Genomic DNA, 26,994 nt, shown 5'->3' on the forward strand with positions numbered 1-26,994 from the left:
CCCTCAAACCAACCCCCCTCCCGATGGGAGAGGGGCTGCAAGGCTTACAGGCCGAACAACATCCGGCCCGGGTTTTCCAGCTGGTTCTTGATGTCCACCAGGAACTGCACCGAATCCTTGCCGTCGATGATGCGGTGGTCGTAGGACAGCGCCAGATACATCATCGGCGCGATCACGACCTGGCCGTTCTCGGCGATCGGACGTTCCTTGATCGCGTGCATGCCCAGGATGGCGCTCTGCGGCGGGTTGATGATCGGGGTGGACAGCAGCGAGCCGAAAGTGCCGCCGTTGGTGATGGTGAAGGTACCGCCCTGCAGGTCGTCCAGGCCCAGCTTGCCGGCGCGCGCCTTGGCGGCGTAGTCGGCGATGCCCTGTTCCACTTCAGCGAACGACTGGCGCTCGACGTTACGCAACACCGGCGTGACCAGGCCCTTCTCGGTCGATACCGCGATCGAGATGTCGCTGTAGCCGTGATAGATGATGTCGTCGCCGTCGATCGAGGCATTGACCAGCGGGAAGCGCTGCAGCGCGTTGGCAGCGGCCTTGACGAAGAAGCTCATGAAACCGAGCTTGATGCCGTGCGCCTTCTGGAATTCGTCCTGCAGTTCCTTGCGTGCGGCCGAGACCTTGGCGAGATTGACCTCGTTGAAGGTGGTCAGCATCGCGGTGGAGTTCTTGGACTCCATCAGGCGCTTGGCGATGGTCTTGCGCACGCGGGTCATCGCCACGCGCTCTTCCGGACGGGCGCCAGAGGCCTTGCCCACGCCGCCGGCCTTGGCGAAGTTGACGATGTCTTCCTTGGTCACCGCGCCGCGACGGCCGGTGCCGTCGACCTGCGCCGGGTCCACGCCCTGGGTGATCGCGGCAAAACGCGCACCCGGGGGCAGGGCATCGGCAGACGACTTGGACGCAGCTGCAGGTGCAGCGGCGGCAGCTGCCGGAGCGGCGGCCGGCGCAGCAGCGGCAGCTGCCGGTGCCTCGGCCTTCTTCTCGTCGGCCGGTGCGGCCGCAGCCACCGCGCCTTCTTCGATGATCGCCAGAATCTGGTTGCTGGTGACCGTGCTGCCGGCTTCGAACTTGATTTCCTTCAGCACGCCGTCGACGGGCGAAGGAACTTCCAACACGACCTTGTCGGTTTCCAGGTCGACCAGATTCTCGTCGCGCTTGACCGCTTCGCCGGCCTTCTTGTGCCAGCTGGCGATGGTGGCGTCGGAAACGGATTCGGGCAGTACCGGAACTTTGACTTCGGTGGCCATTCGGGGAGCGTCCTAGTGTGTGCGTTCTTTGGGGAAGAGGAGTTATTCAGCGACTTGGTCGTTGAACGGATTGAGGAGCGCATCGGCGACCAGCTTCTGCTGTTCGACGATGTGGTCGGCCATGTGGCCGGCGGCAGGCGAGGGCGAGCGGGCACGGCCAGCGTAATGCAGGCTCTGAGCGCCGGTCAGGCAGAAGTTCAGATGGTGGCGAATCTGGTACCACGCACCCTGGTTCTGCGGTTCTTCCTGACACCACACCACATCGGTGGCGTTGGCATAGGCCTTGAGCTCGGCGGCCAGCTGCGCACGCGGGAACGGATACAGCTGCTCCACGCGCAGGATGGCGACGTCGTCCTGGCCGCGCTTGGTCTGATCTTCGAGCAGGTCGTAATAGACCTTGCCCGAGCACAGCACCACGCGCTTGACCTTGCCGGCATCGGCCTTGGCATCGGGGATCAGATGCTGGAACTCGCCCTCGGCCAGTTCTTCCAGGCTCGACACCGCCAGCTTGTGGCGCAGCAGCGACTTGGGCGTCATGACCACCAGCGGCTTGCGGGTGGTCATGCGCATCTGGCGGCGGATCATGTGGAAGCACTGCGCCGGGGTGGTCGGCACGCAGACCAGCATGTTCTCCAGCGCGCACAGCTGCAGGAAACGCTCCAGACGCGCGGAGCTGTGCTCCGGGCCCTGGCCTTCGTAGCCGTGCGGCAGGAACAGCGACAGGCCCGCGATACGGCCCCACTTGGCTTCGCCGGCGGCGATGAACTGGTCGATCACCACCTGCGCGCCGTTGGCGAAGTCGCCGAACTGCGCTTCCCACACGCACAGCGCGTTCGGGTCGGTGGTGGAGTAGCCGTATTCGAAGCCCATCACCGCTTCTTCGCTGAGCAGCGAGTCGATCACGGTGGCGTCTTCGGGGTTTTCCACCAGCTGGCGCAGCGGCATGTAATAGCTGTCGCTCTTCTGGTCATGCAGGATCGCGTGACGGTGAAAGAACGTGCCACGACCGGCATCCTGGCCGACCAGGCGCAGCTTATGGCCTTCGGCCAGCAGCGTTGCGTAGGCCAGGTTTTCGGCAAAGCCCCAGTCGCCGGCCTGCTGGCCGGCGGCCATCTTGACGCGATCGTCGTAGATCTTGGCCACACGTGCGTGCAGCTCCACGCCTTCCGGAATCGTGGTGATCAGCTTGGCCAGGCGGTCCAGTTGCTCGCGCTTGACGCGGGTGTCGACCGGATCGGCCGCAGTGCCGACCAGATACTTCGACCAGTCGATGGCGAATTCGTCCGGCTTGCGCGTGGCCAGTTCGGTGGTGTATTCGCCCGAATCGAGCTTGTTGCGGTAGCCGTCGACCAGCGCCTTGGCCTCGTCGGCGCTCAGCACGCCGTCGCTTTCCAGCTTGTTGGCGTACAGCTCACGGGTGGTCTTGTGCTTGCGGATGGTCTGGTACATCACCGGCTGGGTCGCTGCCGGTTCGTCGGCCTCGTTATGGCCCCAACGGCGGTAGCAGACCAGGTCGATGACCACGTCCTTCTTGAACTGCTGGCGGAATTCATAGGCCAGCTTGGACACGAACATCACCGCGTCCGGGTCGTCGCCGTTCACATGGAAGACCGGCGCGCCGATCATCTTGGCCACGTCGGTGCAGTACAGCGTGGAACGGGCGTCGTCGCGGGCGCTGGTGGTGAAGCCGATCTGGTTGTTGATGACGATATGCACGGTGCCGCCAACGGCGAAACCGCGCGCCTGCGACATCTGGAACAGCTCCATCACCACGCCCTGGCCGGCAAATGCGGCATCGCCGTGGATCAGGATCGGCAGCACGGTCTTGCGCTCGGCATCGCCGAAGCGCTCCTGACGCGACCGCACGCTGCCGACCACGACCGGGTCGACGATTTCCAGATGCGAGGGGTTGAACGCCAGCGCCAGATGTACCTGCTTGTCGCTACCAACGGCGATGTCGGCCGAGAAGCCCATGTGGTACTTGACGTCGCCGGTGTGCGCGCGGTCGTCGTGGGCGTGCTCGAACTTGCCTTCGAACTCGTCGAACAGCTTGCGCGGGTTCTTGCCCAGCGTATTGACCAGCACGTTGAGGCGGCCGCGGTGGGCCATGCCGATCACGATGTCCTTGACCTGATCGTTGCCGGACTGGCGAATGATCTCGTCCATCATCGGGATCAACGCATCGCCGCCTTCCAGCGAGAAGCGCTTTTGGCCGACGTACTTGGTGTGCAGGTAGCGCTCCAGGCCTTCGGCGGCGGTGAGCCGCTCCAGCGTGCGCTTGCGGCTGGCCGCGTCGCCGGCGATCTTGCCGCCGGCATCTTCCAGGCGCTTGTAGATCCACTGGCGCTGGTCGAATTCCTGGATGTGCATGAACTCCGCGCCGATGGTGCTGGCGTAGGTCGCCTTCAGGCGGGCCAGCAGGTCCTTCAGCTTCATCCGCGGCTGACCACCGACACCGCCGGTGCTGAATTCGCTGTCCATGTCCGCCTGCGAGAGGCTGTGGAACGGCAGGTCCAGGTCGGGCGGATTGACCGGCGGGGTGAGGCCGAGCGGGTCGAGCTGCGCGCCGAGGTGACCACGCGCACGGTAGGCAGTGATCAGGCGGCCGACGTTGCGCTCGCGCTCGTCACTGGCACCCGCGCCGGTTCCGGCATTGGCTGCCTGCTTGGAGGCAGTGAGGATGTGGGCGATGGCGGCCGAGTGCGGCACATCCCCGGCATCGCGACCTTTGAAGTCGTCGAAATAGCTCTTCCACTTCGGATCGACACTGTCCGGGGCGACGAGGTACTGCTCGTACAGATCCTCGATATAGGCGGCGTTGCCGCCGGCGAGCTGCGATGACTGTGCGAACTGCTTTAGGAGATTATCCACGATGGTAAGTCGGGTCTGCTGTGAGGGATGATTGTGCGGAAGCGGCAGGGCAAGATGCCCTATCGGTCGGTATCAAATCTCAAAAAATTATACCCCCTTGCGCTAGTGACAGGGCGTCTGCGAGCTGACCGGACGGGTAGGTCGGCTGGCCTCGCACCTACGTGCGAAGGGCACTACGGCGTCAGATGCCGAGCGCGCGCGGTTCGCTCCAAAGCGCGCTGCGCTCCCATATCTGCGCGAATTCGCGCTCCAGCTGACGACTGCGCGCGGCGCCCGACAGCCAGGTTTCGCCGTCGTCGAAGCGGTGGCCTGTTGGACGAAAGTAGTAGGCGTCATCGCCCACCACATAGGCCGACACGTAGCTGCTATCGACCGGATCGCTGACCGCGCGGAAGCGAAACACGCTGGGCAGACGTTGGGCCAGCCGCAACAGCGCGCTGCCACTGGCGTTGGCGCTTGCGGTGTCCTGCACCAGCACGTGCACGCGTTTGTCATGCCGGGCGGTGGCGAAGCGACGCAGCGCATCGAGTGCCGCAGCGTTGTCGAACAGCGGCGGATCCAGTGCGCGCGTGTAGATCAGTACCTGACGGCGCGCCGCGCACAGCAGGCCGGTGGTGGCAGCCAGCGCTGCGCTCAGATTCTCGACTGCCATCGGGCCGTCGAGGCGGCGGTGCAGGGCAGTGCCTGCTGCGCCATCTGTATCGAAGGCGCGATCAGGACGAAATTCGGGGGAGGCTTCGGGCAGAAAGCCGAGGCGTGCGAACACCGCTTCGGCATGTGAGTTGACGTGCGCGCTCAGGCTGGGCCAGCCGCGTTGAAGGGCGGTGTCGACTGCGGCGGCGAGCAATTGGTCGGCAATGCCACGGCGGCGCCAGTCGGGGAGCACGCCGAGCCGGTCGATGCGTCGGTCGGGTGTGAGCCGCACCGCGGCGATCAGCTGGCCGTCGTCGGTGCGCATGGCCAACTGCAGGCTGAGGGGATCCAGTGCGTCCCATTCGGCATCGCTGGTGGTGCCAGCGGTGCCGGTGGTGCACGCCAGGCGCAGCACACGCAGGGCCGCGGCGTCGAGCGCCGGATCCAGCGAGACGGTCTGCGGCCTGGCGTGGTGGTTCATGCGCGCTTGGGCGACGCGTCGGTGTCGCCAGCGTCGTCGCCAGCGTCCGATGCCTCGTCGTCGTCGCCTTGCCCGGCGTCACCGGCTTCGGCCGGGCCGTCTGCGGCGTCTGCGACCTGCTCGACGTCGGCCTCGGCGTCGATCTCCTCGTCCGCATCCTGCGTGTCGGTCTCGGCATCGTCGTGGTCGGCCGACAGGCTCAGTGCGTGCGCCTGGTCGTCGTCGATGTCCTCGAAGTCGTCGTCGTTCTCCTCGTGGGCGCGCTGGTAATGGCCCTGCGCCAGCAGTTCCAGCACCACCTCGCGGCCGCGCACCGACAACTGCGCATACAGCGCGCCGTCGATTTCTTCGGCGGCAGCCAGGCGCGCGGCGTCCTTGGCCGACAACGCAAATTCCAGCCCGCTGCAGAACAACGTGGCGCCACGCTTGGCCCGCCGCCAGGCCAGTCGCGACCATGGATGGCGATGCAGCAACACGCCTTCTTCCAGCGCCTGCTCGACCGCCTCGCGCGGGATGGGTTCTGGCGCCGGCACCACGTCGCCGGAGGCGCGGTAAGTGGTCATGAAGCGGCCGAACCAGTCGCCCAGCCGATCCGGGTCGTTCATGCGCAGCGCGTTGAGCGCTTCGACCACGCGGTTCATCGCGGTGACGTCGATCTCGTACGGATCGGCCGGCACCTTGAGGTCTGCGTCCTGATAGCGCACGGCCTCGTCGGCGTCGGCGATCAAGGTGTCCAGATAGTCGCCGATCAGCTCGGCCGAGGACGGCGCGCGGGTGCCGATGGAGAAGGTCAGGCAGGCGTCTTCGGCCACGCCGTGGTGCGGCACCAGCGGCGGCAGGTACAGCATGTCGCCCGGGCCCAGCACCCAGTCGTGGGTGGGCTTGAAGGCGCTGAGCAGCTTGAGCTCGACATCGTCGCGGAATGCCAGCGGCGCGGCCTTGCGGCCCTGTTGCGCACGCGCGTCGATCTGCCAGCGGCGGTGGCCCTGGCCCTGCAGCAGAAACACGTCGTAATGGTCGACATGCGCGCCGACCGAGCCACCGGTGGCGGCGAAGCTGATCATGATGTCGTCGATACGCCAGCGCGGCAGGAAGCGGAACTGCTCCAGCAAGGCGCGCACATCGGCGTCCCACTTGTCCACGTCCTGCACCAGCAAGGTCCAGTCGTGGTCGGGCAGGCCGGGGAAGTCGGTTTCCTGGAACGGGCCGGTGCGCACATTCCAGTCGTCGGTGGCGTGGTCGTGGCTGATCAGTCGCGCCAGCACGCCGTCTTCGCAGGCCAGGCCGGCCAGATCTTCGGGCTGCAGCGGCGACTGGAAGTCCGGGAACGCGTTACGGATCAACAGCGGGTGCTTGTGCCAGTAGTTGCGCAGGAAGCGCTCGATCGGCATGCCCAGCGGCTGGTCGCGGGTGGCATGGATCTCGAAAGGCAGCGGCGCGCCCTTTCTGGCGACGGTCTTTTTTGCGGCGGTCTTTTTCATGGTGTGACGGGTCCGACTGGGAAAAGCCGGCGCTGTGCGACCGGCGAAGTGGCCTATTGTCGCCCAGCCCGCTGCGCGATGCCTTGCTGGCGTGTTGCACTAAGGTTTCAGTGCAGTCACGGCCACGCGAGGCATCGCCGGAACGTGCTGGTTGCTGGCGGGTATCGGCGGTTTAGCGGGTGGAAATCTGGTTGTCGCTGCCGTAGTCGTTGACCATGGCGGTGCCGGACTGCTGGGTGATGCGGTTGCCGCGGCCGTGCAGCGTGGCTGCAGCGATCGCCTGCGCCTGCACCTGATTGTCGTCGCCAGGCACCCGCAGCGTGCCGATGCGTCCGGCCTTGAGCGTGGATTTGCGGCCGAATAGCTCGACGGTCTTGGCATCGCTGGCCAGGGTGATCTGGGCAGCCTCGCCAACGATGCGCACCGAGTCGGCGCGCTCGATCTGGACGATCGCATGCTCACCCAGCACCGCGATCGTGCCGCAATCGCCCTTGAAGGTCAGATTGGCGTTCTGTCCGGTCAGGTCGACGTTATGCCCGTCGCAGCTGACCGTGCCGCTGGTCGAGGTGACCATCAGCGTCGGCCGCTCGCCCTTGCTGGCGACCTGGGTGGCGCCGTCCATGCTCGGGACCGATGGCACGGAAGGTACCGATGGAACCGGTGCGATCGACGAGGCTGCCGGCGCTTGCGGCGCGGCAGCAGCGGACTCGGGAGCGGCCTGCTTTCCGCATGCCACCAACGCGAGCAGGGACACATACAGCAGCGAGCGCAATGCCATGGCAATACTCCTGACAGCTGGATACAACGCAAATGATGCGGGTCGCCGCAATGCGGCCAGATCGGGTGCGGCAGTCAGGTCAGATGGCGCGTGCCAGTTGCTCGGCCAGGCCGGTATAGGCGCCCGGGGTCAACGCGCGCAGGCGCTGCTTGTCTTCTTCGGGCAACTGCAGGCTTTCCACAAACGCCTGCATCGAGGCGGCGGTGATGCCCTGGCCGCGGGTCAGTGCCTTCAATTGTTCGTACGGATTGGGCAGGCCGTGGCGGCGCATCACGGTCTGCACGGCTTCGGCCAGCACTTCCCAGGCAGCGTCCAGATCGGCGTTCAAACGTTCCGGGTTGACGGTCAGCTTGCCCAGGCCCTTGGCCAGCGAATCCAGCGCGACCTGGGTGTGGCCGAACGCGGTGCCGAGTGCGCGCAGCACGGTGGAATCGGTGAGGTCGCGCTGCCAGCGGCTGATCGGCAACTTGGCGGAGAAATGCTCGAACAGCGCATTGGCGATGCCGAAATTGCCTTCGGCATTTTCGAAGTCGATCGGGTTGACCTTGTGCGGCATGGTCGAGGAGCCGACTTCGCCTTCCTTGAGCTTCTGCTTGAAGTAACCCAGCGAGATGTAGCCCCAGATGTCGCGCGACAGGTCGATCAGGATGGTGTTGACGCGGCGGCTTGCATCGCCGATTTCGGCCACGTTGTCGTGCGGCTCGATCTGGGTGGTGTAGGGGTTGAACACCAGGCCCAGGCTTTCGACGAAGCGCTGCGCGAATGCGGCCCAATCCAGCTCCGGGTACGACACCAGGTGCGCGTTGTAGTTGCCGACCGCGCCGTTGATCTTGCCGGTGAGTTCCACTGCGGCGATCTGCTTGCGCTGACGCTCCAGGCGCGCGACCACGTTGGCGATTTCCTTGCCCAGCGTGGTGGGCGATGCGGTCTGGCCATGCGTGCGCGACAGCATCGGCTGGCCGGCCTGGGCATGGGCGAGGATGCGCAGGCTGGCAGTGATGCCGTCCAGCGTCGGCAGCAGCACCTCGCGGCGCGCCTGGTCCAGCATCAGGCCGTAGCTGAGGTTGTTGATGTCCTCGCTGGTGCAGGCGAAATGCACGAATTCCAGCGCCGGGCCCAGCTCGGCGTCATCCTTGAGCTGTTCCTTGATGAAGTACTCCACCGCCTTGACGTCATGGTTGGTGGTGCGCTCGATCTGCTTGACGCGTGCGGCATCGCTCACGCTGAAGTCGTCGGCCAGGCGGCGCAGGGTCTGCGTGGCAGCAACCGAGAACGGCGCCAGTTCGGCGATGCCCGGCTCGGCGGCCAGTGCCAGCAGCCATTCGATCTCGACCTTGACCCGCGCCTTGATCAGGCCGTATTCGGAAAAGATCGGGCGCAGCGCATCCACCTTGGAGGCGTAGCGGCCGTCGAGCGGGGACAGGGCGAGCAGGGCGAGCAGGGCGGAATCCGACATGGGCAGGGCACTGGGAGGCTGGCGGGGGTGGGTATTCTACGCCGCCCCGGCGCTCGCTTCGCCGATCGGGCGGACGGTGACCGCCTGGATCCGGTGCCCGTCCATCCGCCGCACGGTCAGCGCGTGGCCGTCCAGCTGCAGGGTTTCGCCTTCTTCGGGCAGCCGCTGCAGCCTGTGCACGATCAGCCCGCCGACCGAATTGACGTGGTCCGGCGCGCTCAGATCCCGGCCGAGCAGGCGTCCCAGGCGGAAGATCGAGGTGCTGCCGGCCACCAGCAGCGAGCCGTCCTGGCTGCGGATCGGCGCATCGCGCACCACGTGGCGATGCTCGTCCTCGATCTCGCCGACCATCACTTCCAGCAGGTCTTCCAGGGTGAAGAAGCCCAGGATGCGGCCCTGGTCCTCTACGCACAGCGCCAGATGGGTGGTGCCGGTGCGGAACTGCTCCAGCGCACTGGGGATCGGGGTTTCCAGGGTCAGCAGGGTGGCCGGGCGCAGCAGCGGGCGCAGATCGTCCAGATCCTGGCCGCGCGCCATCGCCACCAGCAGATCCTTGGTATGCAGGATGCCCAAGACCTGCTCGCCCTCGGCATCGAACCACGGGTAGCGGCTGTAGCGCGACTCGCTGAACTCGGCCAGCACCGATTCCAGCGTCATGCCTTCGCGCAGGCTGCGCATGTGCTCGCGCGGGCGCATCAGGTCGCCGGCGACCAGGTCGGGCAATTCCAGCGCATGACTCATCAAGGCCAGCCCGTGATCGGGCGTGGCCGCGTTGGGATCCTGGCGGCCGACGATCAGCATCAATTCTTCGCGCGAGTAGCGATGCGATTGGTGCTCCACCTCGCCCCAGCCGAGCACCCGCAGCAACCGATTGGCGCTGGTATTGAGCACCCAGATCGCCGGATACATGGCCCAGTAAAAGACGTAGAGCGGCGCGGCGGTCCACAGCGACATCAGCTCCGGGCGGCGAATGGCCATGGTCTTGGGCGCCAGTTCGCCCAGCACGATGTGCAAAAACGAAATCAGGCTGAAGGCAATGGCCAATGCGGTGAATTGCGCCGCTTCCGGCGACAGACCGAGCAAGTCGAACAGCGGCTGCAGCAGATGCGCAAACGCAGGTTCGCCGACCCAGCCCAAGCCGAGCGAGGCCAAGGTAATACCGAGCTGGCATGCCGACAGATACGCATCCAGATGCGCATGCACCCCCAACAGCAAACGCCCGCGCCAACCGTTGTTCTGCGCCAGACCCACCGCCTGCGTGTGACGCAGTTTGACCAGCGCGAATTCGGCGGCAACGAAGAAGCCATTCAACAGCACCAGCAACAATGCCACCAACAGCAGCAGCACATTACCGAGCATGGCGTACGCCTGCGTGTGCATCGGCGATAGGTCTATGCGCTATCTGCTGCGCGTAAGCGATGCTGCGGTGCGCAGAAGAGAAAGACGCAGGTGCTGCGTTTCTACAGTCAGGGTCGTCGCCCATGGCGGCGTGGTACCTCGTATTGATCAATGGGCAGTCTAGCCCACGGCTTGCGACGACATGGCCGCAACGCTGCGAGCGAGTATCGTAGACAGCCTCGCCAGCCCGGGTACGCCCGCTGCCAGCCCTTCCTTGACCACAAATCCAACGATGTGCGGAGAGTGCAGATGAGCGAACGTTTCAGGACCGAACACGACAGCATGGGCGAATTGCAGGTACCCGCCGATGCATTGTGGGGCGCGCAAACCCAGCGTGCCGTGCAGAATTTCCCGGTGTCAGGTCAGCCGATGCCGCGTGGTTTCATTCGCGCGCTGGGCTTGATCAAGGCCGCCGCAGCCGGCGTCAATGCAGAACTGGGATTGCTGCCCAAGTCGATCGCCAAGACGGTGCAGGACGCCGCCTTGCAGGTGGCCGAGGGCACGTTTGATGCGCAGTTTCCGATCGATGTCTATCAGACCGGCTCGGGCACCTCATCCAACATGAATGCCAACGAGGTGATCGCCACGCTGGCCACGCGTGCCGGCAAGGACGCGGTGCATCCCAACGATCACGTCAATCTGGGGCAGAGTTCCAACGACGTGATCCCGACCGCCATCCGCGTGTCTGCGTTGCTTGCGGTGCAGGAGCACCTGCAGCCCGCGCTCAAGCATCTGCGCAAGACCATCGACAAGCGTGCCAAGGGCTTGAACAAGGTGGTCAAGACCGGGCGCACGCATCTGATGGATGCGATGCCGCTGACCTTCGGCCAGGAATTTGGCGCATGGTCGGCGCAGTTGAGTTCGGCGCAGGATCGCATCGACGACGCGCTCAAGCGTTTGCGTCGTCTGCCGCTGGGCGGCACCGCGATCGGCACCGGCATCAATGCCGATCCGCGTTTCGGCGGCAAGGTGGCCAAGGCCTTGTCGAGCTTGAGCAAGTTCAAGTTCGAGAGTGCCGACAACAAGTTCGAAGGCCTGGCCGCACAGGACGATGCGGTGGAACTGTCCGGTCAGCTCAATGCGCTGGCAGTGGCCTTGATCAAGATCGCCAATGATCTGCGCTGGATGAATGCCGGCCCGTTGGCGGGGCTGGGCGAAATCGAATTGCCGGCGCTGCAGCCGGGTAGCTCGATCATGCCGGGCAAGGTCAACCCGGTGATTCCCGAAGCCACCGTGATGGCCTGCGCGCAAGTCATCGGCCACCACACCGCGATTACCGTGGCCGGGCAGACCGGCAACTTCCAGTTGAATGTGACCCTGCCGCTGATTGCCTACAACCTGCTGGATTCGATCACCCTGCTGGGCAATGTGTCGCGTCTGCTCGCCGATACCGCAATCGCCGGGCTGAAGGTGCGTCAGGAGCGCGTGCGCGAGGCGCTGGATCGCAATCCGATCCTGGTCACTGCGCTCAACCCGATCATCGGCTACGAGAAGGCCGCCGCGATCGCCAAGCGTGCCTACAAGGAGCAGCGCCCGGTGCTGGACGTGGCCCTGGAGGACAGCGGGCTCAGCGAAGCGGATCTGCGCCGTTTGCTGGATCCGGCTGCGCTGACGCGTGGCGGCATCCAGGCCGGCAGCAGTGGAAGCGGTGGCTGATCCCTGCTGCGTGTGTGTAGGAGCGCACTTGTGCGCGATGGGGCGTTATCGATAACGCCCGGCCGCGCACAAGTGCGCTCCTACAAAGGTTCGCGCGAATCTGCGGTTTGTGCGCAGCTTCGCTCGTTGGTCAGTGCCGCTCGGCCTGCACGTTGCCGAAGCTTTCGCGATACGGCTGCAGCGACGGGATCTCATTGAGTAATTCGCCGCTGATCTTCTGTATTTCCGGGGTGACCGTCAGCTTGATCGATTTGTACTCCGGGTCCGCCCCGGCATCGTTGACCGCCTGCTGACGCAGCATCTGCAGATGCCCGAACAGCAGCTGCAGCTTGGCACGCGTCGGCTCTTTCTGCGGCAGCGCGATATCGTCGATCTTGAGTGTGCCGTCCGGGGTGATTTCCGCATTGGCAGCCGGTGGGCGGCGGATCATCACCGATTGCGTGGTGATCGCAACGCGCGGCTTGCCGCGTTCGGCGCGCCGGGACGACTGGTCGCCGCAGGCGGCGAGAGTGCACAGCAGCAGCGCCATGCAGAGCATCACGAACTTGTTCATGGGGTCGATGGGTTGAGGGGAGCGCACTAGTGTAATCCCGCCCCGGTCAGGCGATCCGGGCCGGGGCTACATGGCATGGCTGACAAAATGTCGCAGGCCAAGGTGGCGCTCAACTCGCGTGCAGGAATCGGCATGGGTATGCGCTCCATCCGATTCGGGAAGCCGCTGCGCCTGCCAACGCTTGCGCAGCGGCTGTCACTACCGCACTTACTTGCGGCAGTCGTCAACGTCGTGTTGCGTAAGGGTGGAGTAGGGCGCAAATGCCGGCACCAGTTGCGCAGCGGCGTCCTGCGCGGCGCGCAGTTTGGCCAGCTGATCGCAGATCTGCATGGCGTTGTGCTTGAAGGTGTCCGCCTGCGCTTCGATCTTGTCGCCGATCTGGTCGGTGTTGCCGCTGAGCACACCCTTGAGTGCTTCGCCCGCCGCATGCGCGCCGAACGCTGCACCTTGGGTGCCGATGTCGATGCCTTTTTCGGCCACGCCCTGGATCTGCGCGTAGAAGCTGCGCATCGCCTGCTGCTGCGCATCGTTCAAGGTTACCGGCTTGCCATCGATGCTGAGCGCGCCATCCACGCCGATGGTGGCTGCAGGCAGGCCGTCACGCTTGAGCGTCACGCTCTTGCCGTTGAAGGTCACGCCACTCCCGTTGGCCTGGCCCGATACATTGACGGTGGGCTCGGACTTGCCACAACCGACCAACAGCGCGCTCGCCAACACCGCAGAAATCAACAGTTTCATCAGCAGTTCCCCCTCGAATCGTCAATGAGTGATCAGTTGTCGGTTGGCACGCGCGTGCTGCCGGTGACATCGCTGACATCGATATCGCCGCTACCCTTGCGTGCCACGCTGACGTTGCCGCGCACCTTGCGCACGCTCAGTGCGCCCGAGTTGACCGCGTCCACGCCCACATCGCCTTGCACATCGTCGATGTCGACATCGCCGGAGCCGATCGTGCCGAGCTTGACGTTGCCGGCAACGCCGCGCAGTTTGACGTCGCCCGAGCCGACCTTGCCGACCTCTGCTGCGCCACGCACGTGCGTGGCCTTGAGATCGCCCGAGCCCACTGCCAAGACACGCAACGCGCCCATGTCTTCCAGCTCGATGTCGCCGGAGCCGACCTTGGCGGTGACGCGGCCCTTGGTGCGACGAATCGCCATGTCGCCAGAGCCGACGTCGGCACTGACCGCTGCCGCACCGGAGATCTCCGCATCGCCGGAACCCACGTCGAACTGCACCAGCAGCGTGTCGGGCACGCTGCCACGCAGATCCAGGTACGCGTAGCTGTCGCCCACGGAGATGCGCATGTTGCGGTCGTCGTCCAGCGTCACCACCAACTTGTCGCCGACGCGCTTCTGGGTGACGGTCAGGCCTTTGAGCAGATCGGCGCGTGCTGCACAGGCGCGGCCGCTCAGACGCCCGCTACTGCCCGGCGAGGCATCCAGATGCAGGTCGTTGGAGGCGACCTCGAACAATACCGACTTCACTCCGCTCAGTTTCAGCTCCAGGTTGCGCGGCTCGGAGAATTTGCATTGCTCCTGGGCAAACGCAGCGCCGGGCAACGCGAACAAGATGGCCAGACTCAGATGCAGGTGCGAACGCATGGGGTGTCCTTTACTCAGGCTTCGGAGCGCCGACGGCGCAGATAGATGGAGGCGGCGATCAGTACCACGCCGATGGCGGCGCCGATCCAGATGTCGGGGTTGCCGTAGACCAGCCTGCTATCTGTGTGCTGCAGCACCCACTGCACCAGATCGCTGGGGTTCTGCATCGCGCTGCTATCCAGGTTGCCGCTGACTGCAAGCGGCGACCAGGTGCCGGGCAGGGCACTGAGCAGGCCGCGGTAGCCGACGATGTACCAGATCCAGCCGATCGGCAGCGATACGCCCGGCATTGCCGAGAGGATGCTCAGCATCACGCAGGCCAGCAGCGGAAACAGCACTGCCCACAGGAACGGCTTGCTGGTGGCCCAGGCCGAGCAGAACATCAGCCAGCCCACGGTCGGCAGCGACCACAGCAAGCTCATCGGCACGGTCTGCAGCATCAGCCACAACAACGAGAACGGATGCGAGTGGGTGGCCAAGCCCCATGGATTGGGCACACCGGCGATCAACGCGCCGCCGATGGCGATCAACCACAGCGCCAGGCCGACCAGTACGCCGATCGCGATGGCGATCAGCGGCGCCAGCAACAGCGCCCAGGCGGCTTTGGACAATACCGTCTGCACGTCGGACACCGGCAGCGATTTCCAGAACAGCACGCTGCGGTCGCGGCGGTCGTCGTACAGGCTGCCCAGTGCATAGAAGAACACCACGAACGCCAGCACCACCGAGGCGATGCCGATGCCGCCCAGCAGCAGGCCGTCGCCGACCTGGCCGAGCGTGCGGGTGTACTCGGCCATGTCCGACATTGTCATGCTGTCGCCGATCATGTTGCGGCGGGCACTGATCGCCCCGATCACCGCGCCCAGCAGTGCGAAGAACACCGCGATGCCGCCAGTGATGATCTGCGCCCAGACGAAGCCGCCACGGTGTTCCCAGTATTCCCGTTTCAGCAGCCAGCCGAAGGTGCGGGCGGGAGAAGCTTGGTGGGTGAGTGCATTCATGCGTAGGTCCCCTTCATGACCGCAACGAACAGGTCGGCAAGGCCGGGATTGCGGGTTTCGCCAAAGCGGGCGAGCTGCTCTTTCGGCACGCCATCGAACAGCATCACGGTCTTGCCGAACGGCAGGCTGCGCTCGTCGATCGGCTTGATGGCTCTGGCAGCCTCGAGATGCTCGGCATTGACCAGCACTTCGGTGTAGCGTTCGGCCACGTTTTCCATATCGGCGGTCAGCACGATGCGGCCGTCGCGGATGAACATCACATCGGTGAGGATGTGTTCGATCTCTTCCACCTGGTGGGTGGTGACGATGATGGTTTTTTGCTCATCGAAATAGTCTTCCAGCAGGCGCTGGTAGAACTGCTTGCGATACAGGATGTCCAGGCCCAGGGTGGGCTCGTCCAGCACCAGGATGCGTGCGTCGATGGCCATCACCAGCGCCAGATGCAGCTGCACGATCATGCCCTTGGACAATTCGCGCACCCGCGATTTGCGGTTGAGCTGCGTATTGGCCAAAAAGCGCTCGCACTTGGCGCGATCGAAGCGCGGATGCACGCCGGCAACGAAATCGATCGCCTCGCCAACCCGCAGCCAGCGCGGCAGCACCGCCACGTCGGCGATGAAGCAGACCTCGTTCATCAGTGCGTTGCGCTGGGTACGCGGATCCATGCCGAGGACGCTCAACTCGCCGTCGAAATCGGTCAGTCCCAGCACTGCCTTGAGCGCGGTGGTCTTGCCTGCGCCGTTGGGGCCGATCAATCCAACGATGCGCCCGGTGGCGATGGTGAAACTGGTGTTGTCCAGCGCGAGCCGATGCTTGTAGGCCTTGCGCAGGCCACGTGCGTCGACCACATGGTCGGAGGAGACGGCGGTCATGGTGTTTTTCCCTGTGGCAACAGATCGTCGATGGACAGTCCCAGGCGCTGGATGCGTTCCAGCACCGCGGGCCATTCTTCATTCAAGAAACGCTCGCGTTCGCTGCCGCGCAATTTCTGTGCGGCTTCCGGGGTCATGAACATGCCCAGGCCGCGGCGTTTTTCCACCAGGTTCTCGTCGGCCAACTCCTGGTAGGCGCGCGAGACGGTGATGGGATTGAGTTGGTAGTCCGCCGCCACCTGGCGCACCGAGGGCAGGGCGTCGCCAGGTTTGAGGATTCCATCGAGCATCATGGCAATGACCCGTTCCTTGAGTTGGCGGTAGATGGGAGCGCCGTCGCTCCATTGGATGTCGTTCATGATCAGCTCCGTGGGCGCAGAACCTGCGCGAAGGAGAAATAGGGCATCGACAGCGAAGCGCGCAGATGCCGGCTGGGCCGGGTGCGCTCCTCGGGGGGAGTTGTCGCGTTTTCCGTAACCGCCTCCGACACGCCATAATCGGCGCCGGACTCCGTAACCAGACTGGAAGCGGCTCCCAGGCAACCAATGGCGAACAGGGTGCTGCCGAGCAGCAGCAATGGAGCTGGTCGCGTGAAGCGTGTGCTGTTCATGCTTTCCCCTGCGTTGGATGACTGGTGTTGTATCTAACTATAACACCGACACGCAGGCAGTCAACTGTCTGTCATACCCAACTGATGGCACCCCGCATCTGCGAGGGGCCGGAACCTATTCAAGGGGATCGCGCATGTTGCTCAATCGTTTGCTAGTCGTTGTATTTGCTGGCTTTTTTTCCGCCTCGGCGCTGGCCGCCGGTGCGCCGGTGCTGGATCTGGACTACCGGCCGCTGGCCGGCAAGGCGCCAATCAACCTGAACCGTACTTATGGCGGCAAGGTGGTGATGGTGGTCAACACCGCCAGCAAATGCGGCTACACCCCGCAGTACGAAGGACTGGAAGCGCTGAACAAGCGCTTCGGTATCCGCGGTTTTTCGGTGCTGGGCTTTCCGTCCAACGATTTCCAGGGACAGGAACCGGGATCTGAGAAGCAGATCCAGGAATTCTGCACGCTGACCTATGGCGTCAAGTTCCCGATGTTTGAGAAGGTGCATGTGCTGGGCAAGGATGCGACGCCGCTGTATCAGCGCTTGACGCAAGTCACGGGCGTTGCGCCGGGTTGGAACTTCCACAAGTATTTGATTAGTCGCGATGGACGCGTGGTGGCGCAGTTCCCCAGCAAGATCAAACCGGACGATCCGAGCGTGCTGGCGGCAATCGAACGCGAGCTCAAGGCACCGTCGCGCTGAGCGCGGCTCTCGCAACGCCGCGCGCACATGCGACAATGCGCATTCAGCGCCGGCGTCGGCGTGTCTTTTCACTTTCGGGAAGTGCATCGAATGAAGATGGGAAAGCGCGGCGCGGCGGCGTCGCTACTGATGGTGGCAATGTCGGCATCGATGCCGGCGATGTCGCAGCAACCGGCCGCAGCGGCCACCAAGGAGAAGCCAGTTGTGAATGCATCGTCTGAGAAGAGCACCCGCGACAACGTCAGCTACGCCATCGGTATGGATGTGGCGCGCTCGTTCGAGCCGATTGCCCAGGACATCGATGTAAGCGCACTGCAACGCGCCATCGAAAATGCATTCAAGGGCGGCAAGCCGTTGTTGTCCGATGAGCAGACCCAGGCCACCGATACCGCCCTGCGCACTGCGCTGGCAGCGCGTAACGGCCAGCAGGTTCCGGGCATGGCGCCGGGTAGCGCGCCTGCGACTCCGTCCAAGGAAAACGTCGGTCTGATGCTGGGCGATCGCGCGGTCGGCCCGTCGTTGGCCGGCATCAAGGACGAGATCGATCTGAGCATCCTGATGGAAGCGGTGCGTACCGTGTTCGCCAAGGGCACCACGCGTCTGACCCAGCAGGAAGCCGCAGCGACGATGCAGGCCTTCGCCTCTGCCAAGCAGGGCGCTGCCGGTGCCAAGAATCGCGAAGAGGGCAATGCGTTCCTCGCCAAGAACAAGACCGAAAAAGGTGTGATCACCACCGCCTCGGGCTTGCAGTACACGGTGTTGCGCCAGGGTAGCGGCGAGCGTCCGATGCCCACCAACACGGTGCGCGTGAACTACGAAGGCAAGCTGCTCAACGGGCAGGTGTTCGACAGCTCTTACCAGCGCGGCCAGCCGGCCGAGTTCGGTCTGAATCAAGTCATTGCAGGTTGGACCGAGGGCGTCGCACTGATGCCGGTCGGTTCGAAATATCGTTTCTGGATTCCATCCAACTTGGCCTATGGCCCGAACGGCACGCAGGGGGGGCCGATCGGACCAGACGCAACGTTGACGTTCGATGTCGAACTGATGGGTATCCTTCCCTGATCCCCCACAGGAGTATCCCCCCCCATGCGAGTTGCGATCTTTGGTACCGGCTATGTTGGTCTAGTCACCGGTACCTGTCTGGCCGAAGTAGGTCATCACGTTATCTGCGTGGATATCGACCAGGCGAAAGTTGATGGTCTCAATCGAGGGGTGATCCCCATCTATGAACCCGGCCTGGAGCCGATGGTGAAAGCCAACCACGCCTCTGGCCGGTTGCGCTTCACCAGCGATGCTGCCGAGGCGATTGCGCATGGCGAAATCACCTTCATCGCCGTGGGCACGCCGCCGGATGAGGATGGCAGTGCCGACCTGCAGTACGTGCTGGCAGTTGCGCGTACCGTCGGTCGTCATATCGATGGCCCGTCGGTGGTCGTCAACAAGTCCACGGTGCCGGTCGGTACCGCCGACAAGGTGCGCGTGGCGATCCAGGAAGAACTGGATGCACGCGGCGTGGAGCATGAGTTCGACGTCGTCTCCAATCCGGAATTCCTGAAGGAAGGCGACGCGGTGGCCGACTGCATGCGTCCGGATCGCATCGTGATCGGTGCCACCAAGCCGGCAGCGATTGCACGCATGCGCCGTCTGTATGCACCGTTCAATCGCAACCGCGATCGCATCGTGGAGATGGACGTGCGTTCGGCCGAGCTGACCAAGTACGCGGCCAACGCGATGCTGGCGACCAAGATCAGTTTCATGAACGAGATCGCCAACATTGCCGAGCGTGTCGGTGCGGACGTCGAGCACGTGCGTAACGGTATCGGTTCGGATCCGCGCATCGGCTGGCACTTCATCTATCCCGGTGCCGGTTATGGCGGCTCGTGCTTCCCCAAGGACGTGCAGGCACTGGCCAAGACTGCCGAGCAGTACGGCATGCAGCCGACCCTGCTCAATGCGGTGGAAAGCGTCAACAACGCACAGAAGGGTCACCTGTTCGAACTGGTGCAGCGTCACTATGGCGACGAAGCCGGTGGCAGCCTTGCCGGCAAGACCTTCGCGGTGTGGGGCCTGGCGTTCAAGCCCAATACCGACGACATGCGTGCGGCCTCCAGCCGTCGTCTGCTGGCGCAGTTGTGGGAAGCCGGCGCCACGGTGCGTGCCTACGATCCGGAAGCCACCCACGAAGCCAAGCGCATCTTCGGTGAGCGCGACGATCTAACCTTCTGCGACGAAGCCTTCGCTGCTCTGGAAGGCGCCGATGCATTGGTCGTGGTCACCGAGTGGAAGCAGTTCCGCAGCCCGGATTTCGGCAAGATCAAGCAGGCCCTGAAGGACGACGTCGTGTTCGACGGTCGCAACCTTTACGACCCGCAGGAAATCGAAGCTGCAGGCCTGGCTTACTACGCCATCGGACGAGGCCGTTCGTTGCATGCATGAGCAACTCTCGCCGCGCGACCAGGAACTGGACGCGCGGTTGGTTGAACTTGAAACGCGTCTGTCCTTTCAGGAGCACGCGCTCAATGAACTGAGTGAAGCACTTGCGGACGCCCGTTTGACGGGCGCCCGCAATGCCGAGCTGATCCGCCACCTGCTCGAGGATCTGGGCAAGGTGCGCTCCACGTTGTTTGCCGATGCAGCGGACGAACCGCCGCCTCCGCACTATTGATTGCAGATTGCCACCGCCATGAGCGATACCTTACGTGACCAGTTGCTTGGGTTGGGCTTCAAGTCCGCCCCCAAGCCCGAACGCAAACCCGACGCACGGCCTGCCGCGCGTCACCATGGCAACGGTGGCAGGCCCGCCCCCGGCGGCAACACGCCGGGCGGCCAGGGCAGGGGACCGCAGCGGCCGCACGCCGCTGCGGCGACCGATGGCAAGACTGCGCACACAAGCGATGGCAGGCCTGATCGCACTAGCGATCGCAAGCCCGCTCCGTCGTCACGTCCGCAGCATCCCAATGCAGAGCGTCGCGGCCCCAAACCGGCACGCACGCGCGAAGACATCGACCTGGCCAAGGCCTATGCGATCCGTGCGCAGCGCGAGAAGGACGAACGGATCGAAGCCGAGCGACTGAAGCAGGAGGAAGCACGCCTGCGTCGCGAAGCCAAGGCCAAGCTCGAAGAATTGCTCAAGGACAAGGGCCTGAATCATGCCGATGCCGATATCGCCCGGCATTTTCCGTATGGCGGCAAGATCAAGCGCATCTACGTGACCGCCGATCAGCTCAAGGCGCTCAATGCCGGCGAGCTGGGTGTGTTGCAGCTCAACGGGCGTTATCTGCTGGTCACCGCCGAGTTGCTGGCCGAAGCCGAAGCGGTGTTTGCGCCCTCTGTCGCATTGAAGGTGGATCCGAATGCACCGGCAAGCGACGACCCGTATGCGGACCCCCAGTATCAGGTGCCCGACGACCTAGTCTGGTAACGCTGCACGACATGGTTTTGTTGTTACATGGGCACCTGATGGGTGCCCATCTGTTTTGGCGCATGCATTGGCGTTGCGCAGCTGGATCCCTGCTTGCCCGCATGCGTGTTGAGCGATGCAGCAAACGCGCGGCTGGCGATACACAGGCCGGTCACGGCGCGCGCGGCACCATGCGCGGCGTTGTTGGTCGACGTATCCGGGCGTGGTGTCCGCGGCGTCGCAGCTCACTTCCTGCCGATGGTGTCGCGTATGTCCATGTCTTCGAATTCCCTGCCATCGTGTGCCGATGCATCAGTGCGCTCAGCCATGCGCTGTGTTCCGTGCATGCATGGGCGTCGCAACGCTGTGTCGGTTGGATTATTGGGGCTTGTGTTCTGCGCGCTTAGTCAGCAGGCAGCTGCACAGGCGGACGAGGCGCCGGCATTCGATCGCCCCGGGATTCCGTTCGCTGCCGAAACGCTGCAGCCGGGTGCGTTTGCCTTGGAGCAGGGCTTGCCAGATGCCAGCACCGACCGCGCCGATGGGCAGCGGACCACGCAGTACACCGCCGATACGGTGCTGCGTCTTGGCTTGTTGCAGAACGTGGAGCTGCAGCTGGGCAGCGACAGTTACAACTGGCAGCACGGCGGTGGCGCGCGCGTGCATGGCGGTGGCGACAGCCATATCGGCTTGAAGGTGGCACTGCCGTCGCGTTCGGACAGCTTTCATTGGGCCGCGCTCGGCAGCTACAGCGTGCCGACCGGCAGTCCTGATTTCAGCGATGGCTACGCACGCGAGCTGGGCGTGACCGCGTCGTGGGATCTGGCACAGGAGCGGGCGCTGGCGCTGTACGTCAACTATGCGCGCGATAACGACGGTCACACCTGGACCTTCTCGCCCAACTACACGTTCTTTTCCGGCGAGCGCTTCAGCAGCTATGTGGAAGCGGGCTTCGACACCGGCAGCGAGCATTCGCGCGTGGCTGGTGCCGGCGGCGCCTGGCAGCTGCCGCATGCGATGCAGTTGGATGTGTCGGTGCTGCGTGGGCTGACTGCGGAGAGCCCGGATTGGCAGGGCGGGATCGGCTTGTCGATCGCGTTTCAGTGATGGAGGTTTGTGGGGCGACGGCCAGGCCGTGCTCGCCGAATTGCCGCGAAAGCCAGTTACAGGGCTTGCAGCTTAGGTAACACGACGCCCGCCAGTCCAGCCCGCACGAACTGAATATGCTGCACTGCCGCATGCATTGATTGGCCGGAAAAGGCCTAATTGGATCGATCCAATCAACGCCAGATACATGCGCATTTTCTCCACTGCAAAGCCGGCTACATGACGCGTGCCAAGCCGATGCCGGCCGCCCCGGATGACGGCGATGCGCGCCGCATTCGACGCGGTGCAGTGACGCTGCGCGATATCGCCAGTGCCATCGGCGTATCGCGCGCGACCGTGTCTTTGGTGTTGCGCGGCAGCCCGCTGGTGCATGCGACCACGCGCGCGCGCGTGGAGGCCGAGCTGGATCGGCAAAACTACGTCTACAACCGTGCCGCCGCCAATCTGCGCTGCCGCACCTCGTCCAGTATCGCGCTGGTCATCAACGATCTGTCCAATCCATTCTTCGCCGAGTTCGCTGCAGGTGTGGATGAGGCCTTGGGTGCCGCCGGCTATGTCACCTTGCTCGGCAGCACCGGCGAATCCACGCAGCGCCAGCAGGCGGTGCTGACCTCGCTGATGGAGCACACGCCTGCCGGCATCATCCTGTCGCCGGCCGAGGGCAGCCAGGCCCAGGCACTGACTCAGGTGCTGGGGCGCCAGCACAACGTGGTGTTGTTCAACCGCGAGGTGGAGGGCGCGCAGTGGGATCTGCTGGCACTGGATAACGAACAGGGGGCGTTTCTGGCCTGCGAACATCTGATCGCGCAGGGCCATCGGCGCATCGTGTTTTTCGGTGGCCATGCCGAATCCAGTTCCTGCCGCCAGCGTCGCGCTGGCTACACCCGCGCGATGACCAATGCTGGCTTTACCGTGCACTACGTCGAATCCGCACCGAATCGTCAGGACGCTGCGCTGTGCGGCGCACGCATGCTCGATAGCGCCGACCACGCTGCAACCGCTGCGGTTTGCTACAACGACAGCGTTGCGCTGGGCTTGATGGCCGCGCTGGCGATGCACGGCATCGTGCCGGGCCGCGATTTCGCAGTGACCGGCTTCGACGACATCGCCGAAGCGGCCTTGTTTACACCGGCATTGACTACGTTGGCCGCAGATCCGCGTGCGCGCGGCAGGCAAGCCGCGCAGCTGGTGCTGCAACGCATTGGCAGTCCGGAGCGCGCATCGCAGCGCTTGACGGCCGCAGTCGCATTGAGCATCCGCGCGAGCAGCGCCTGCTCGCCATCCGTGCTGACGCATCATCCCCCAGGCGATTCCCCCGCTCATTCCCCCACCAAGGCCTCAGGCCGCTGACCAGGCAATTCCTATGGTTTCCCTTTCCACGCAATCCACTGTGCCAAGCGGCAACAAGGCACCGGTCAACAACGGCGTTGCGTTGTCGGTCGTCACCACGATCTTTTTCATGTGGGGCTTTCTCACCTGCCTCAACGACATTCTGATTCCGCATCTGAAGGCGGTGTTCGAACTCAACTTCGCGCAGGCGATGCTGGTGCAGTTCACCTTCTTCGGTGCGTATTTCCTGATGTCGCTGCCGGCCGGTTGGCTGGTGGCAAAGCTGGGCTATAAGCAGGGTATCGTCGCCGGGCTGGCGGTTGCTGCGGTCGGTGCATTGGGCTTCTGGCCTGCGGCAGAATTACGCGTCTATGGCGCATTTCTCGGCGCGCTGTTCGTGCTTGCCACCGGCATCACCATCCTGCAGGTGGCGGCCAATCCGTATGTGGCGTTGCTGGGTCCGGAGCGTAGTGCGTCCAGCCGTTTGACCCTGGCGCAGGCGCTCAATTCGTTGGGCACCGCGATCGCGCCGCTGTTCGGTGGCTGGCTGATTCTGTCCAACACCGTGATGAGCGGCGACCAACTCAAGGTGCTGCCAGAGGCCGAGCAACTGGCCTATCGGGTGCAGGAAGCGCAGGCGGTGCAGGGGCCTTACATCGGCCTTGGCATTGTGCTGTTTCTGCTGGCGATCTTCGTGTTTCTGTTCCGTCTGCCGGCCCTGACCGATGCGGGCGCGCAGAAGGACGAAAGCAAGCATTCGTTGCTGGATGCCTTGCGTCATCCGCATGTGCGCTTCGGAGTGCTGGCGATTTTTTTCTATGTCGGCGCGGAAGTGGCGATCGGTAGCCTGATGGTCAATTACTTCTCGTTGCCGCAGATCGGTGGTTTCACCGAGCGTGAGGCGACCAACTATGTGTCGGCGTACTGGACGCTGGCGATGATCGGCCGCTTCATCGGTTCGGCCTTGCTGGCCAAGCTGTCGCCGCGTGTGTTGTTGTCAGTGTTCGCTGCAATCAATGCACTGCTGCTGGGCCTGACCATGGCCAGCGGCGGCATGCTGGCGGTGTATGCATTGGTGGCGATCGGCTTGTTCAACTCGATCATGTTCCCGACCATCTTTACGCTGGGCATCGAGCGCCTTGGTCCGCTGACCGGCCGCGCATCGAGCCTGTTGATCATGGCGATTGTCGGCGGCGCCATCGTGCCGTATCTGCAAGGTTTGCTGGCCGACAGCATCGGCTTGCACGAGTCGTTCGTGCTGCCGCTGCTGTGCTACCTGTACATCGTGTTCTACGGCATCTGGGGCTCGCGTCTGCGCGGTGCACTGGCGGAGGCGCGCGCATGAGTGCTGTCAAGAATCGGGTGGTCTGTTTTGGTGAGGCCTTGATCGACATGCTGGCGTTGCCGCCGGCCGGTGCGGACGAGGCGCGCACGTTTGCGCAATACGCTGGTGGTGCGCCGGCCAACGTCGCCGTTGCGGTGGCGCGGCTGGGCGGTGCGGCGCATTTTGTCGGCATGCTAGGGCGCGATATGTTCGGCGATTTTCTGCTGCAGAGTCTGCAGCAGGCCGGCGTCGCCACCGATGGCATCGTGCGCACCGATCAGGCCAAGACTGCGCTGGCCTTCGTTGCATTGGATGAAGCTGGCGAGCGCAGTTTCAGTTTCTATCGCCCGCCGGCAGCGGATCTGTTGTTCCGTCCCGAGCACTTTGCTGCCGACGGTTTCAAGCAGGCCGCCGTGTTGCATGTGTGCTCCAACAGCATGACCGAGCCTGCGATTGCGCAGTGCACGCTCGATGGCATGCGCCGCGCGCGCGCCGATGGCGCCATCGTCAGCCTGGATCTCAATCTGCGCCCGATGTTGTGGCCGCAGGATGTAGATCCGGCAGCGTTGCTGTGGGAGGCGTTGGCGCTGGCCGATGTGGTCAAGCTCTCGCGCGAAGAACTCGATTACCTGGCCGGCACGCTCGATGGCGATGCCAGCACGGTCACTCAGAAGCTGTGGCAGGGCCAGGCCAGCTGGTTGCTGGTCACCGATGGTGGCGGGCCGGTGCATTGGCAGACACGCACCGATTCCGGCCAGGTGCCGGCGTTCCGTGTGCAGGTGCGCGACAGCACCGCGGCTGGCGATGCATTCGTCGGTGGTTTGTTGTTTCAGCTGGCGGCACGCGCGTCCACGCTGGAGCAGCTGTGTGGCGATGCCGCCGCGATCACCGAGGTGATTCGTTTCGCTGCGGCGGTCGGTGCATTGGCGGTGACGCGCAAGGGCGCGTTCGCGGCGATGCCGAGCGTCGATGAAGTCCATTCTTTGATCCAGGAACAATCATGAGCCGTTTGCCTGCGACCCCCGCACCCGATTTCCGCTCGGCCGATGTGCTGCGTCAGCATATCGCCGACACCATGGCGTTCTACCATCCGCGCGCGATCGATCCGGCGGGCGGGTTTTTCCAGTATTTCCGCGACGATGGTGCGATCTACGACGCCGGGCATCGGCATCTGGTCAGCAGTACGCGCTTTGTCTTCAACTACGCGATGGCGTATCGCGAATTCGGAGATGCGCAGTATCTGCAAGCGGTACGCCACGGCCTGGATTATCTGCGCAACGTGCATCGCAATGCAGCCACCGGCGGCTATGCGTGGACCTTGCGCGATGGCGTGGTCGAAGACGACATGAATCACTGCTACGGCGTGGCCTTCGTGCTGCTGGCGTATTCGTGTGGCCTGAAGGCCGGCATCGAAGAGGCGCGCGCATGGATGGACGAAACCTGGCAGCTGCTGGAAAAACATTTCTGGGAGCCGGAATTCGGGTTGTACCGCGACGAAGCCGATGCGCAGTTCAACTTCACCAGCTACCGCGGCCAGAACGCCAACATGCATATGTGCGAGGCGATGATTGCCGCGTACGAAGCCAGTGGCGAGCAACGCTATCTGGACCGCGCACTGTCGCTGGCCGACACCATGACCCGGCGTCAGGCAGCCAAGGCCGACGGCCTGGTGTGGGAACATTACGATCTGCAGTGGAACATCGACTGGGACTACAACCGCGACAATCCCAAGCACCTGTTCCGCCCCTGGGGCTTCCAGCCGGGCCACCAGACCGAATGGGCCAAGCTGCTGATGCTGCTGGATCGTTACGCGCCGACCGATTGGTTGTTGCCGACCGCACAACATCTGTTCGATGTGGCCGTAGAGCGCTCATGGGATGCGCAGCGTGGCGGGCTGTATTACGGCTTCGACCCCGATGGCAAGGTCTGCGACGACGACAAGTATTTTTGGGTGCAGGCCGAGTCGCTGGCGGCCGCGGCGTTGCTGGCGCAGCGCAGCGGCGAAGCGCGTTATTGGCAGTGGTACGACAAGCTCTGGGAGTATTCCTGGAAGCACATGATCGACCATCGCTATGGCGCCTGGTATCGCATTCTGGATGCGGACAATCGCAAGTACAGCGACGAGAAGAGCCCCGCCGGCAAGACCGATTACCACACCATGGGCGCGTGCTACGAAGTCTTGAACGTGTTGCGGCCGGCTGCGTGATGCGACACGGTCGGTGAGGTGTGCCGACCGTTCAATGACTTCAAGACGTCGAGATATCGACTCGGAGTCTTCGTTTAGCTGCAGTCAGACGTTGAGGTCAGAAGGCTAATCGTTCGAGGGCGCGGTGCCCTCACCGCTTGCGGGACACGCCGCAAGTACGTCCTTGTAGGCTCTGTGGCGGCATCCATGCCGCCACACGGTCCCGCAAGCGGCGAGGACACCGCACCAGAAAGTTTGTCGGTTGCTTTGTTGAAAGCCATGCTCACCGACCATCTGGACTGGTCCTTGC

Annotated in this window: 25 protein-coding genes; 11 read left to right on the forward strand and 14 right to left on the reverse strand. The window is 64.1% G+C overall.

Features of this window, described 5'->3' with window-relative positions:
• Positions 1–44: 44 nt before the first annotated feature.
• The 7 genes from sucB to FFY45_RS14705 form a co-directional block, all read right to left on the reverse strand.
• On the reverse strand, positions 45–1,256 hold the full coding sequence (gene sucB, locus FFY45_RS14675; protein ID WP_176340989.1) for a dihydrolipoyllysine-residue succinyltransferase: 1,212 nt from the start codon (positions 1,254–1,256) through the stop codon (positions 45–47).
• A gap of 42 nt (positions 1,257–1,298) precedes the next feature.
• Entirely contained in the window at positions 1,299–4,127 is a 2,829-nt protein-coding gene (locus FFY45_RS14680) for a 2-oxoglutarate dehydrogenase E1 component (RefSeq protein ID WP_176340990.1), read from the reverse strand.
• Between the two features lie 181 nt (positions 4,128–4,308).
• Entirely contained in the window at positions 4,309–5,241 is a 933-nt protein-coding gene (locus FFY45_RS14685) for a GNAT family N-acetyltransferase (protein ID WP_176340991.1), read from the reverse strand.
• Positions 5,238–6,722: a ribosomal protein uL16 3-hydroxylase gene (locus FFY45_RS14690; protein ID WP_255171982.1), complete on the reverse strand. Its 1,485-nt coding sequence runs from the start codon at positions 6,720–6,722 to the stop codon at positions 5,238–5,240. The genes FFY45_RS14685 and FFY45_RS14690 overlap by 4 nt, the downstream gene beginning before the upstream one ends.
• A 172-nt stretch (positions 6,723–6,894) precedes the next feature.
• Positions 6,895–7,500 carry a DUF3060 domain-containing protein gene (locus FFY45_RS14695; protein WP_176340992.1) on the reverse strand — a complete coding sequence of 202 codons (606 nt, stop codon included), beginning with the start codon at positions 7,498–7,500 and terminating at the stop codon, positions 6,895–6,897.
• A gap of 79 nt (positions 7,501–7,579) precedes the next feature.
• The gene (gene purB / locus FFY45_RS14700; protein WP_176340993.1) at positions 7,580–8,956 is read right to left on the reverse strand and encodes an adenylosuccinate lyase; all 1,377 of its coding nucleotides are present in this window, start codon (positions 8,954–8,956) and stop codon (positions 7,580–7,582) included.
• Between the two features lie 36 nt (positions 8,957–8,992).
• The gene (locus FFY45_RS14705) at positions 8,993–10,336 is read right to left on the reverse strand and encodes a hemolysin family protein (RefSeq protein WP_176340994.1); all 1,344 of its coding nucleotides are present in this window, start codon (positions 10,334–10,336) and stop codon (positions 8,993–8,995) included.
• Between the two features lie 267 nt (positions 10,337–10,603).
• On the opposite strand from FFY45_RS14705, the gene FFY45_RS14710 reads away from it, so the two are divergent.
• Positions 10,604–12,010 (forward strand): class II fumarate hydratase, encoded by a 1,407-nt coding sequence (locus FFY45_RS14710; protein ID WP_176340995.1) that lies wholly within the window; start codon positions 10,604–10,606, stop codon positions 12,008–12,010.
• Positions 12,011–12,140: 130 nt separating this feature from the next.
• Here FFY45_RS14710 and FFY45_RS14715 read toward each other — a convergent pair whose 3' ends face one another.
• The 7 genes from FFY45_RS14715 to FFY45_RS14745 form a co-directional block, all read right to left on the reverse strand.
• Positions 12,141–12,563 carry a hypothetical protein gene (locus FFY45_RS14715; protein WP_104550555.1) on the reverse strand — a complete coding sequence of 141 codons (423 nt, stop codon included), beginning with the start codon at positions 12,561–12,563 and terminating at the stop codon, positions 12,141–12,143.
• 207 nt (positions 12,564–12,770) lie between these two features.
• Positions 12,771–13,301: a DUF2884 family protein gene (locus tag FFY45_RS14720; protein WP_176340996.1), complete on the reverse strand. Its 531-nt coding sequence runs from the start codon at positions 13,299–13,301 to the stop codon at positions 12,771–12,773.
• A 32-nt stretch (positions 13,302–13,333) separates the two neighbouring features.
• Positions 13,334–14,164, reverse strand: coding sequence for a GIN domain-containing protein (locus tag FFY45_RS14725; protein ID WP_176340997.1), 831 nt, complete (start codon positions 14,162–14,164; stop codon positions 13,334–13,336).
• 14 nt (positions 14,165–14,178) lie between these two features.
• Complete coding sequence (locus FFY45_RS14730) at positions 14,179–15,165, reverse strand: ABC transporter permease (protein ID WP_023903563.1); 987 nt, start codon at positions 15,163–15,165, stop codon at positions 14,179–14,181.
• Positions 15,162–16,037 (reverse strand): ABC transporter ATP-binding protein, encoded by an 876-nt coding sequence (locus FFY45_RS14735; protein ID WP_104550552.1) that lies wholly within the window; start codon positions 16,035–16,037, stop codon positions 15,162–15,164. Before FFY45_RS14735 ends, FFY45_RS14730 begins: the two co-directional genes overlap by 4 nt.
• Entirely contained in the window at positions 16,034–16,396 is a 363-nt protein-coding gene (locus tag FFY45_RS14740) for a GntR family transcriptional regulator (RefSeq protein WP_003483692.1), read from the reverse strand. The genes FFY45_RS14735 and FFY45_RS14740 overlap by 4 nt, the downstream gene beginning before the upstream one ends.
• Positions 16,397–16,398: 2 nt before the next feature.
• Complete coding sequence (locus FFY45_RS14745) at positions 16,399–16,647, reverse strand: hypothetical protein (protein WP_043889124.1); 249 nt, start codon at positions 16,645–16,647, stop codon at positions 16,399–16,401.
• A gap of 134 nt (positions 16,648–16,781) precedes the next feature.
• Between FFY45_RS14745 and FFY45_RS14750 the strand changes: the two genes are divergently transcribed.
• The 10 genes from FFY45_RS14750 (at position 16,782) to FFY45_RS14795 (ending at position 26,705) form a co-directional block, all read left to right on the forward strand.
• On the forward strand, positions 16,782–17,339 hold the full coding sequence (locus FFY45_RS14750; RefSeq protein WP_176340998.1) for a glutathione peroxidase: 558 nt from the start codon (positions 16,782–16,784) through the stop codon (positions 17,337–17,339).
• Between the two features lie 90 nt (positions 17,340–17,429).
• Positions 17,430–18,401, forward strand: a complete 972-nt coding sequence (locus FFY45_RS14755) for an FKBP-type peptidyl-prolyl cis-trans isomerase (RefSeq protein ID WP_167387167.1) — start codon at positions 17,430–17,432, stop codon at positions 18,399–18,401.
• Between the two features lie 24 nt (positions 18,402–18,425).
• On the forward strand, positions 18,426–19,775 hold the full coding sequence (locus tag FFY45_RS14760) for a UDP-glucose dehydrogenase family protein (RefSeq protein WP_176340999.1): 1,350 nt from the start codon (positions 18,426–18,428) through the stop codon (positions 19,773–19,775).
• Positions 19,768–20,004, forward strand: a complete 237-nt coding sequence (locus tag FFY45_RS14765; protein WP_006448709.1) for a SlyX family protein — start codon at positions 19,768–19,770, stop codon at positions 20,002–20,004. The genes FFY45_RS14760 and FFY45_RS14765 overlap by 8 nt, the downstream gene beginning before the upstream one ends.
• A gap of 18 nt (positions 20,005–20,022) precedes the next feature.
• Positions 20,023–20,760 (forward strand): DUF2058 domain-containing protein, encoded by a 738-nt coding sequence (locus FFY45_RS14770; RefSeq protein ID WP_343204107.1) that lies wholly within the window; start codon positions 20,023–20,025, stop codon positions 20,758–20,760.
• Between the two features lie 237 nt (positions 20,761–20,997).
• On the forward strand, positions 20,998–21,846 hold the full coding sequence (locus FFY45_RS14775; protein WP_439333540.1) for a transporter: 849 nt from the start codon (positions 20,998–21,000) through the stop codon (positions 21,844–21,846).
• A 219-nt stretch (positions 21,847–22,065) separates the two neighbouring features.
• On the forward strand, positions 22,066–23,196 hold the full coding sequence (locus FFY45_RS14780; protein ID WP_176341002.1) for a LacI family DNA-binding transcriptional regulator: 1,131 nt from the start codon (positions 22,066–22,068) through the stop codon (positions 23,194–23,196).
• A 13-nt stretch (positions 23,197–23,209) separates the two neighbouring features.
• Positions 23,210–24,520 (forward strand): L-fucose:H+ symporter permease, encoded by a 1,311-nt coding sequence (fucP, locus tag FFY45_RS14785; RefSeq protein WP_176341003.1) that lies wholly within the window; start codon positions 23,210–23,212, stop codon positions 24,518–24,520.
• Positions 24,517–25,503, forward strand: a complete 987-nt coding sequence (locus tag FFY45_RS14790) for a carbohydrate kinase family protein (protein WP_074057753.1) — start codon at positions 24,517–24,519, stop codon at positions 25,501–25,503. Before fucP ends, FFY45_RS14790 begins: the two co-directional genes overlap by 4 nt.
• Complete coding sequence (locus FFY45_RS14795) at positions 25,500–26,705, forward strand: AGE family epimerase/isomerase (RefSeq protein WP_176341004.1); 1,206 nt, start codon at positions 25,500–25,502, stop codon at positions 26,703–26,705. Before FFY45_RS14790 ends, FFY45_RS14795 begins: the two co-directional genes overlap by 4 nt.
• Positions 26,706–26,994 lie beyond the last annotated feature (289 nt).

Origin of the sequence: Xanthomonas hortorum (genome assembly GCF_011305375.1) — a bacterium.
Classification (GTDB): Bacteria; Pseudomonadota; Gammaproteobacteria; order Xanthomonadales; family Xanthomonadaceae; genus Xanthomonas; species Xanthomonas hortorum_E.

Coding starts and splice junctions, on each gene's coding strand:
- sucB (WP_176340989.1), bottom strand. CDS start 1,256: ATGGCCACCGAAGTCAAAGTTCCGGTACTGCCCGAATCCGTTTCCGAC.
- FFY45_RS14685 (WP_176340991.1), bottom strand. CDS start 5,241: ATGAACCACCACGCCAGGCCGCAGACCGTCTCGCTGGATCCGGCGCTC.
- FFY45_RS14690 (WP_255171982.1), bottom strand. CDS start 6,722: ATGAAAAAGACCGCCGCAAAAAAGACCGTCGCCAGAAAGGGCGCGCCG.
- FFY45_RS14695 (WP_176340992.1), bottom strand. CDS start 7,500: ATGGCATTGCGCTCGCTGCTGTATGTGTCCCTGCTCGCGTTGGTGGCA.
- purB (WP_176340993.1), bottom strand. CDS start 8,956: ATGTCGGATTCCGCCCTGCTCGCCCTGCTCGCCCTGTCCCCGCTCGAC.
- FFY45_RS14705 (WP_176340994.1), bottom strand. CDS start 10,336: ATGCACACGCAGGCGTACGCCATGCTCGGTAATGTGCTGCTGCTGTTG.
- FFY45_RS14710 (WP_176340995.1), top strand. CDS start 10,604: ATGAGCGAACGTTTCAGGACCGAACACGACAGCATGGGCGAATTGCAG.
- FFY45_RS14715 (WP_104550555.1), bottom strand. CDS start 12,563: ATGAACAAGTTCGTGATGCTCTGCATGGCGCTGCTGCTGTGCACTCTC.
- FFY45_RS14720 (WP_176340996.1), bottom strand. CDS start 13,301: ATGAAACTGTTGATTTCTGCGGTGTTGGCGAGCGCGCTGTTGGTCGGT.
- FFY45_RS14725 (WP_176340997.1), bottom strand. CDS start 14,164: ATGCGTTCGCACCTGCATCTGAGTCTGGCCATCTTGTTCGCGTTGCCC.
- FFY45_RS14730 (WP_023903563.1), bottom strand. CDS start 15,165: ATGAATGCACTCACCCACCAAGCTTCTCCCGCCCGCACCTTCGGCTGG.
- FFY45_RS14735 (WP_104550552.1), bottom strand. CDS start 16,037: ATGACCGCCGTCTCCTCCGACCATGTGGTCGACGCACGTGGCCTGCGC.
- FFY45_RS14740 (WP_003483692.1), bottom strand. CDS start 16,396: ATGAACGACATCCAATGGAGCGACGGCGCTCCCATCTACCGCCAACTC.
- FFY45_RS14745 (WP_043889124.1), bottom strand. CDS start 16,647: ATGAACAGCACACGCTTCACGCGACCAGCTCCATTGCTGCTGCTCGGC.
- FFY45_RS14750 (WP_176340998.1), top strand. CDS start 16,782: ATGTTGCTCAATCGTTTGCTAGTCGTTGTATTTGCTGGCTTTTTTTCC.
- FFY45_RS14755 (WP_167387167.1), top strand. CDS start 17,430: ATGAAGATGGGAAAGCGCGGCGCGGCGGCGTCGCTACTGATGGTGGCA.
- FFY45_RS14760 (WP_176340999.1), top strand. CDS start 18,426: ATGCGAGTTGCGATCTTTGGTACCGGCTATGTTGGTCTAGTCACCGGT.
- FFY45_RS14765 (WP_006448709.1), top strand. CDS start 19,768: ATGCATGAGCAACTCTCGCCGCGCGACCAGGAACTGGACGCGCGGTTG.
- FFY45_RS14770 (WP_343204107.1), top strand. CDS start 20,023: ATGAGCGATACCTTACGTGACCAGTTGCTTGGGTTGGGCTTCAAGTCC.
- FFY45_RS14775 (WP_439333540.1), top strand. CDS start 20,998: ATGGTGTCGCGTATGTCCATGTCTTCGAATTCCCTGCCATCGTGTGCC.
- FFY45_RS14780 (WP_176341002.1), top strand. CDS start 22,066: ATGACGCGTGCCAAGCCGATGCCGGCCGCCCCGGATGACGGCGATGCG.
- fucP (WP_176341003.1), top strand. CDS start 23,210: ATGGTTTCCCTTTCCACGCAATCCACTGTGCCAAGCGGCAACAAGGCA.
- FFY45_RS14790 (WP_074057753.1), top strand. CDS start 24,517: ATGAGTGCTGTCAAGAATCGGGTGGTCTGTTTTGGTGAGGCCTTGATC.
- FFY45_RS14795 (WP_176341004.1), top strand. CDS start 25,500: ATGAGCCGTTTGCCTGCGACCCCCGCACCCGATTTCCGCTCGGCCGAT.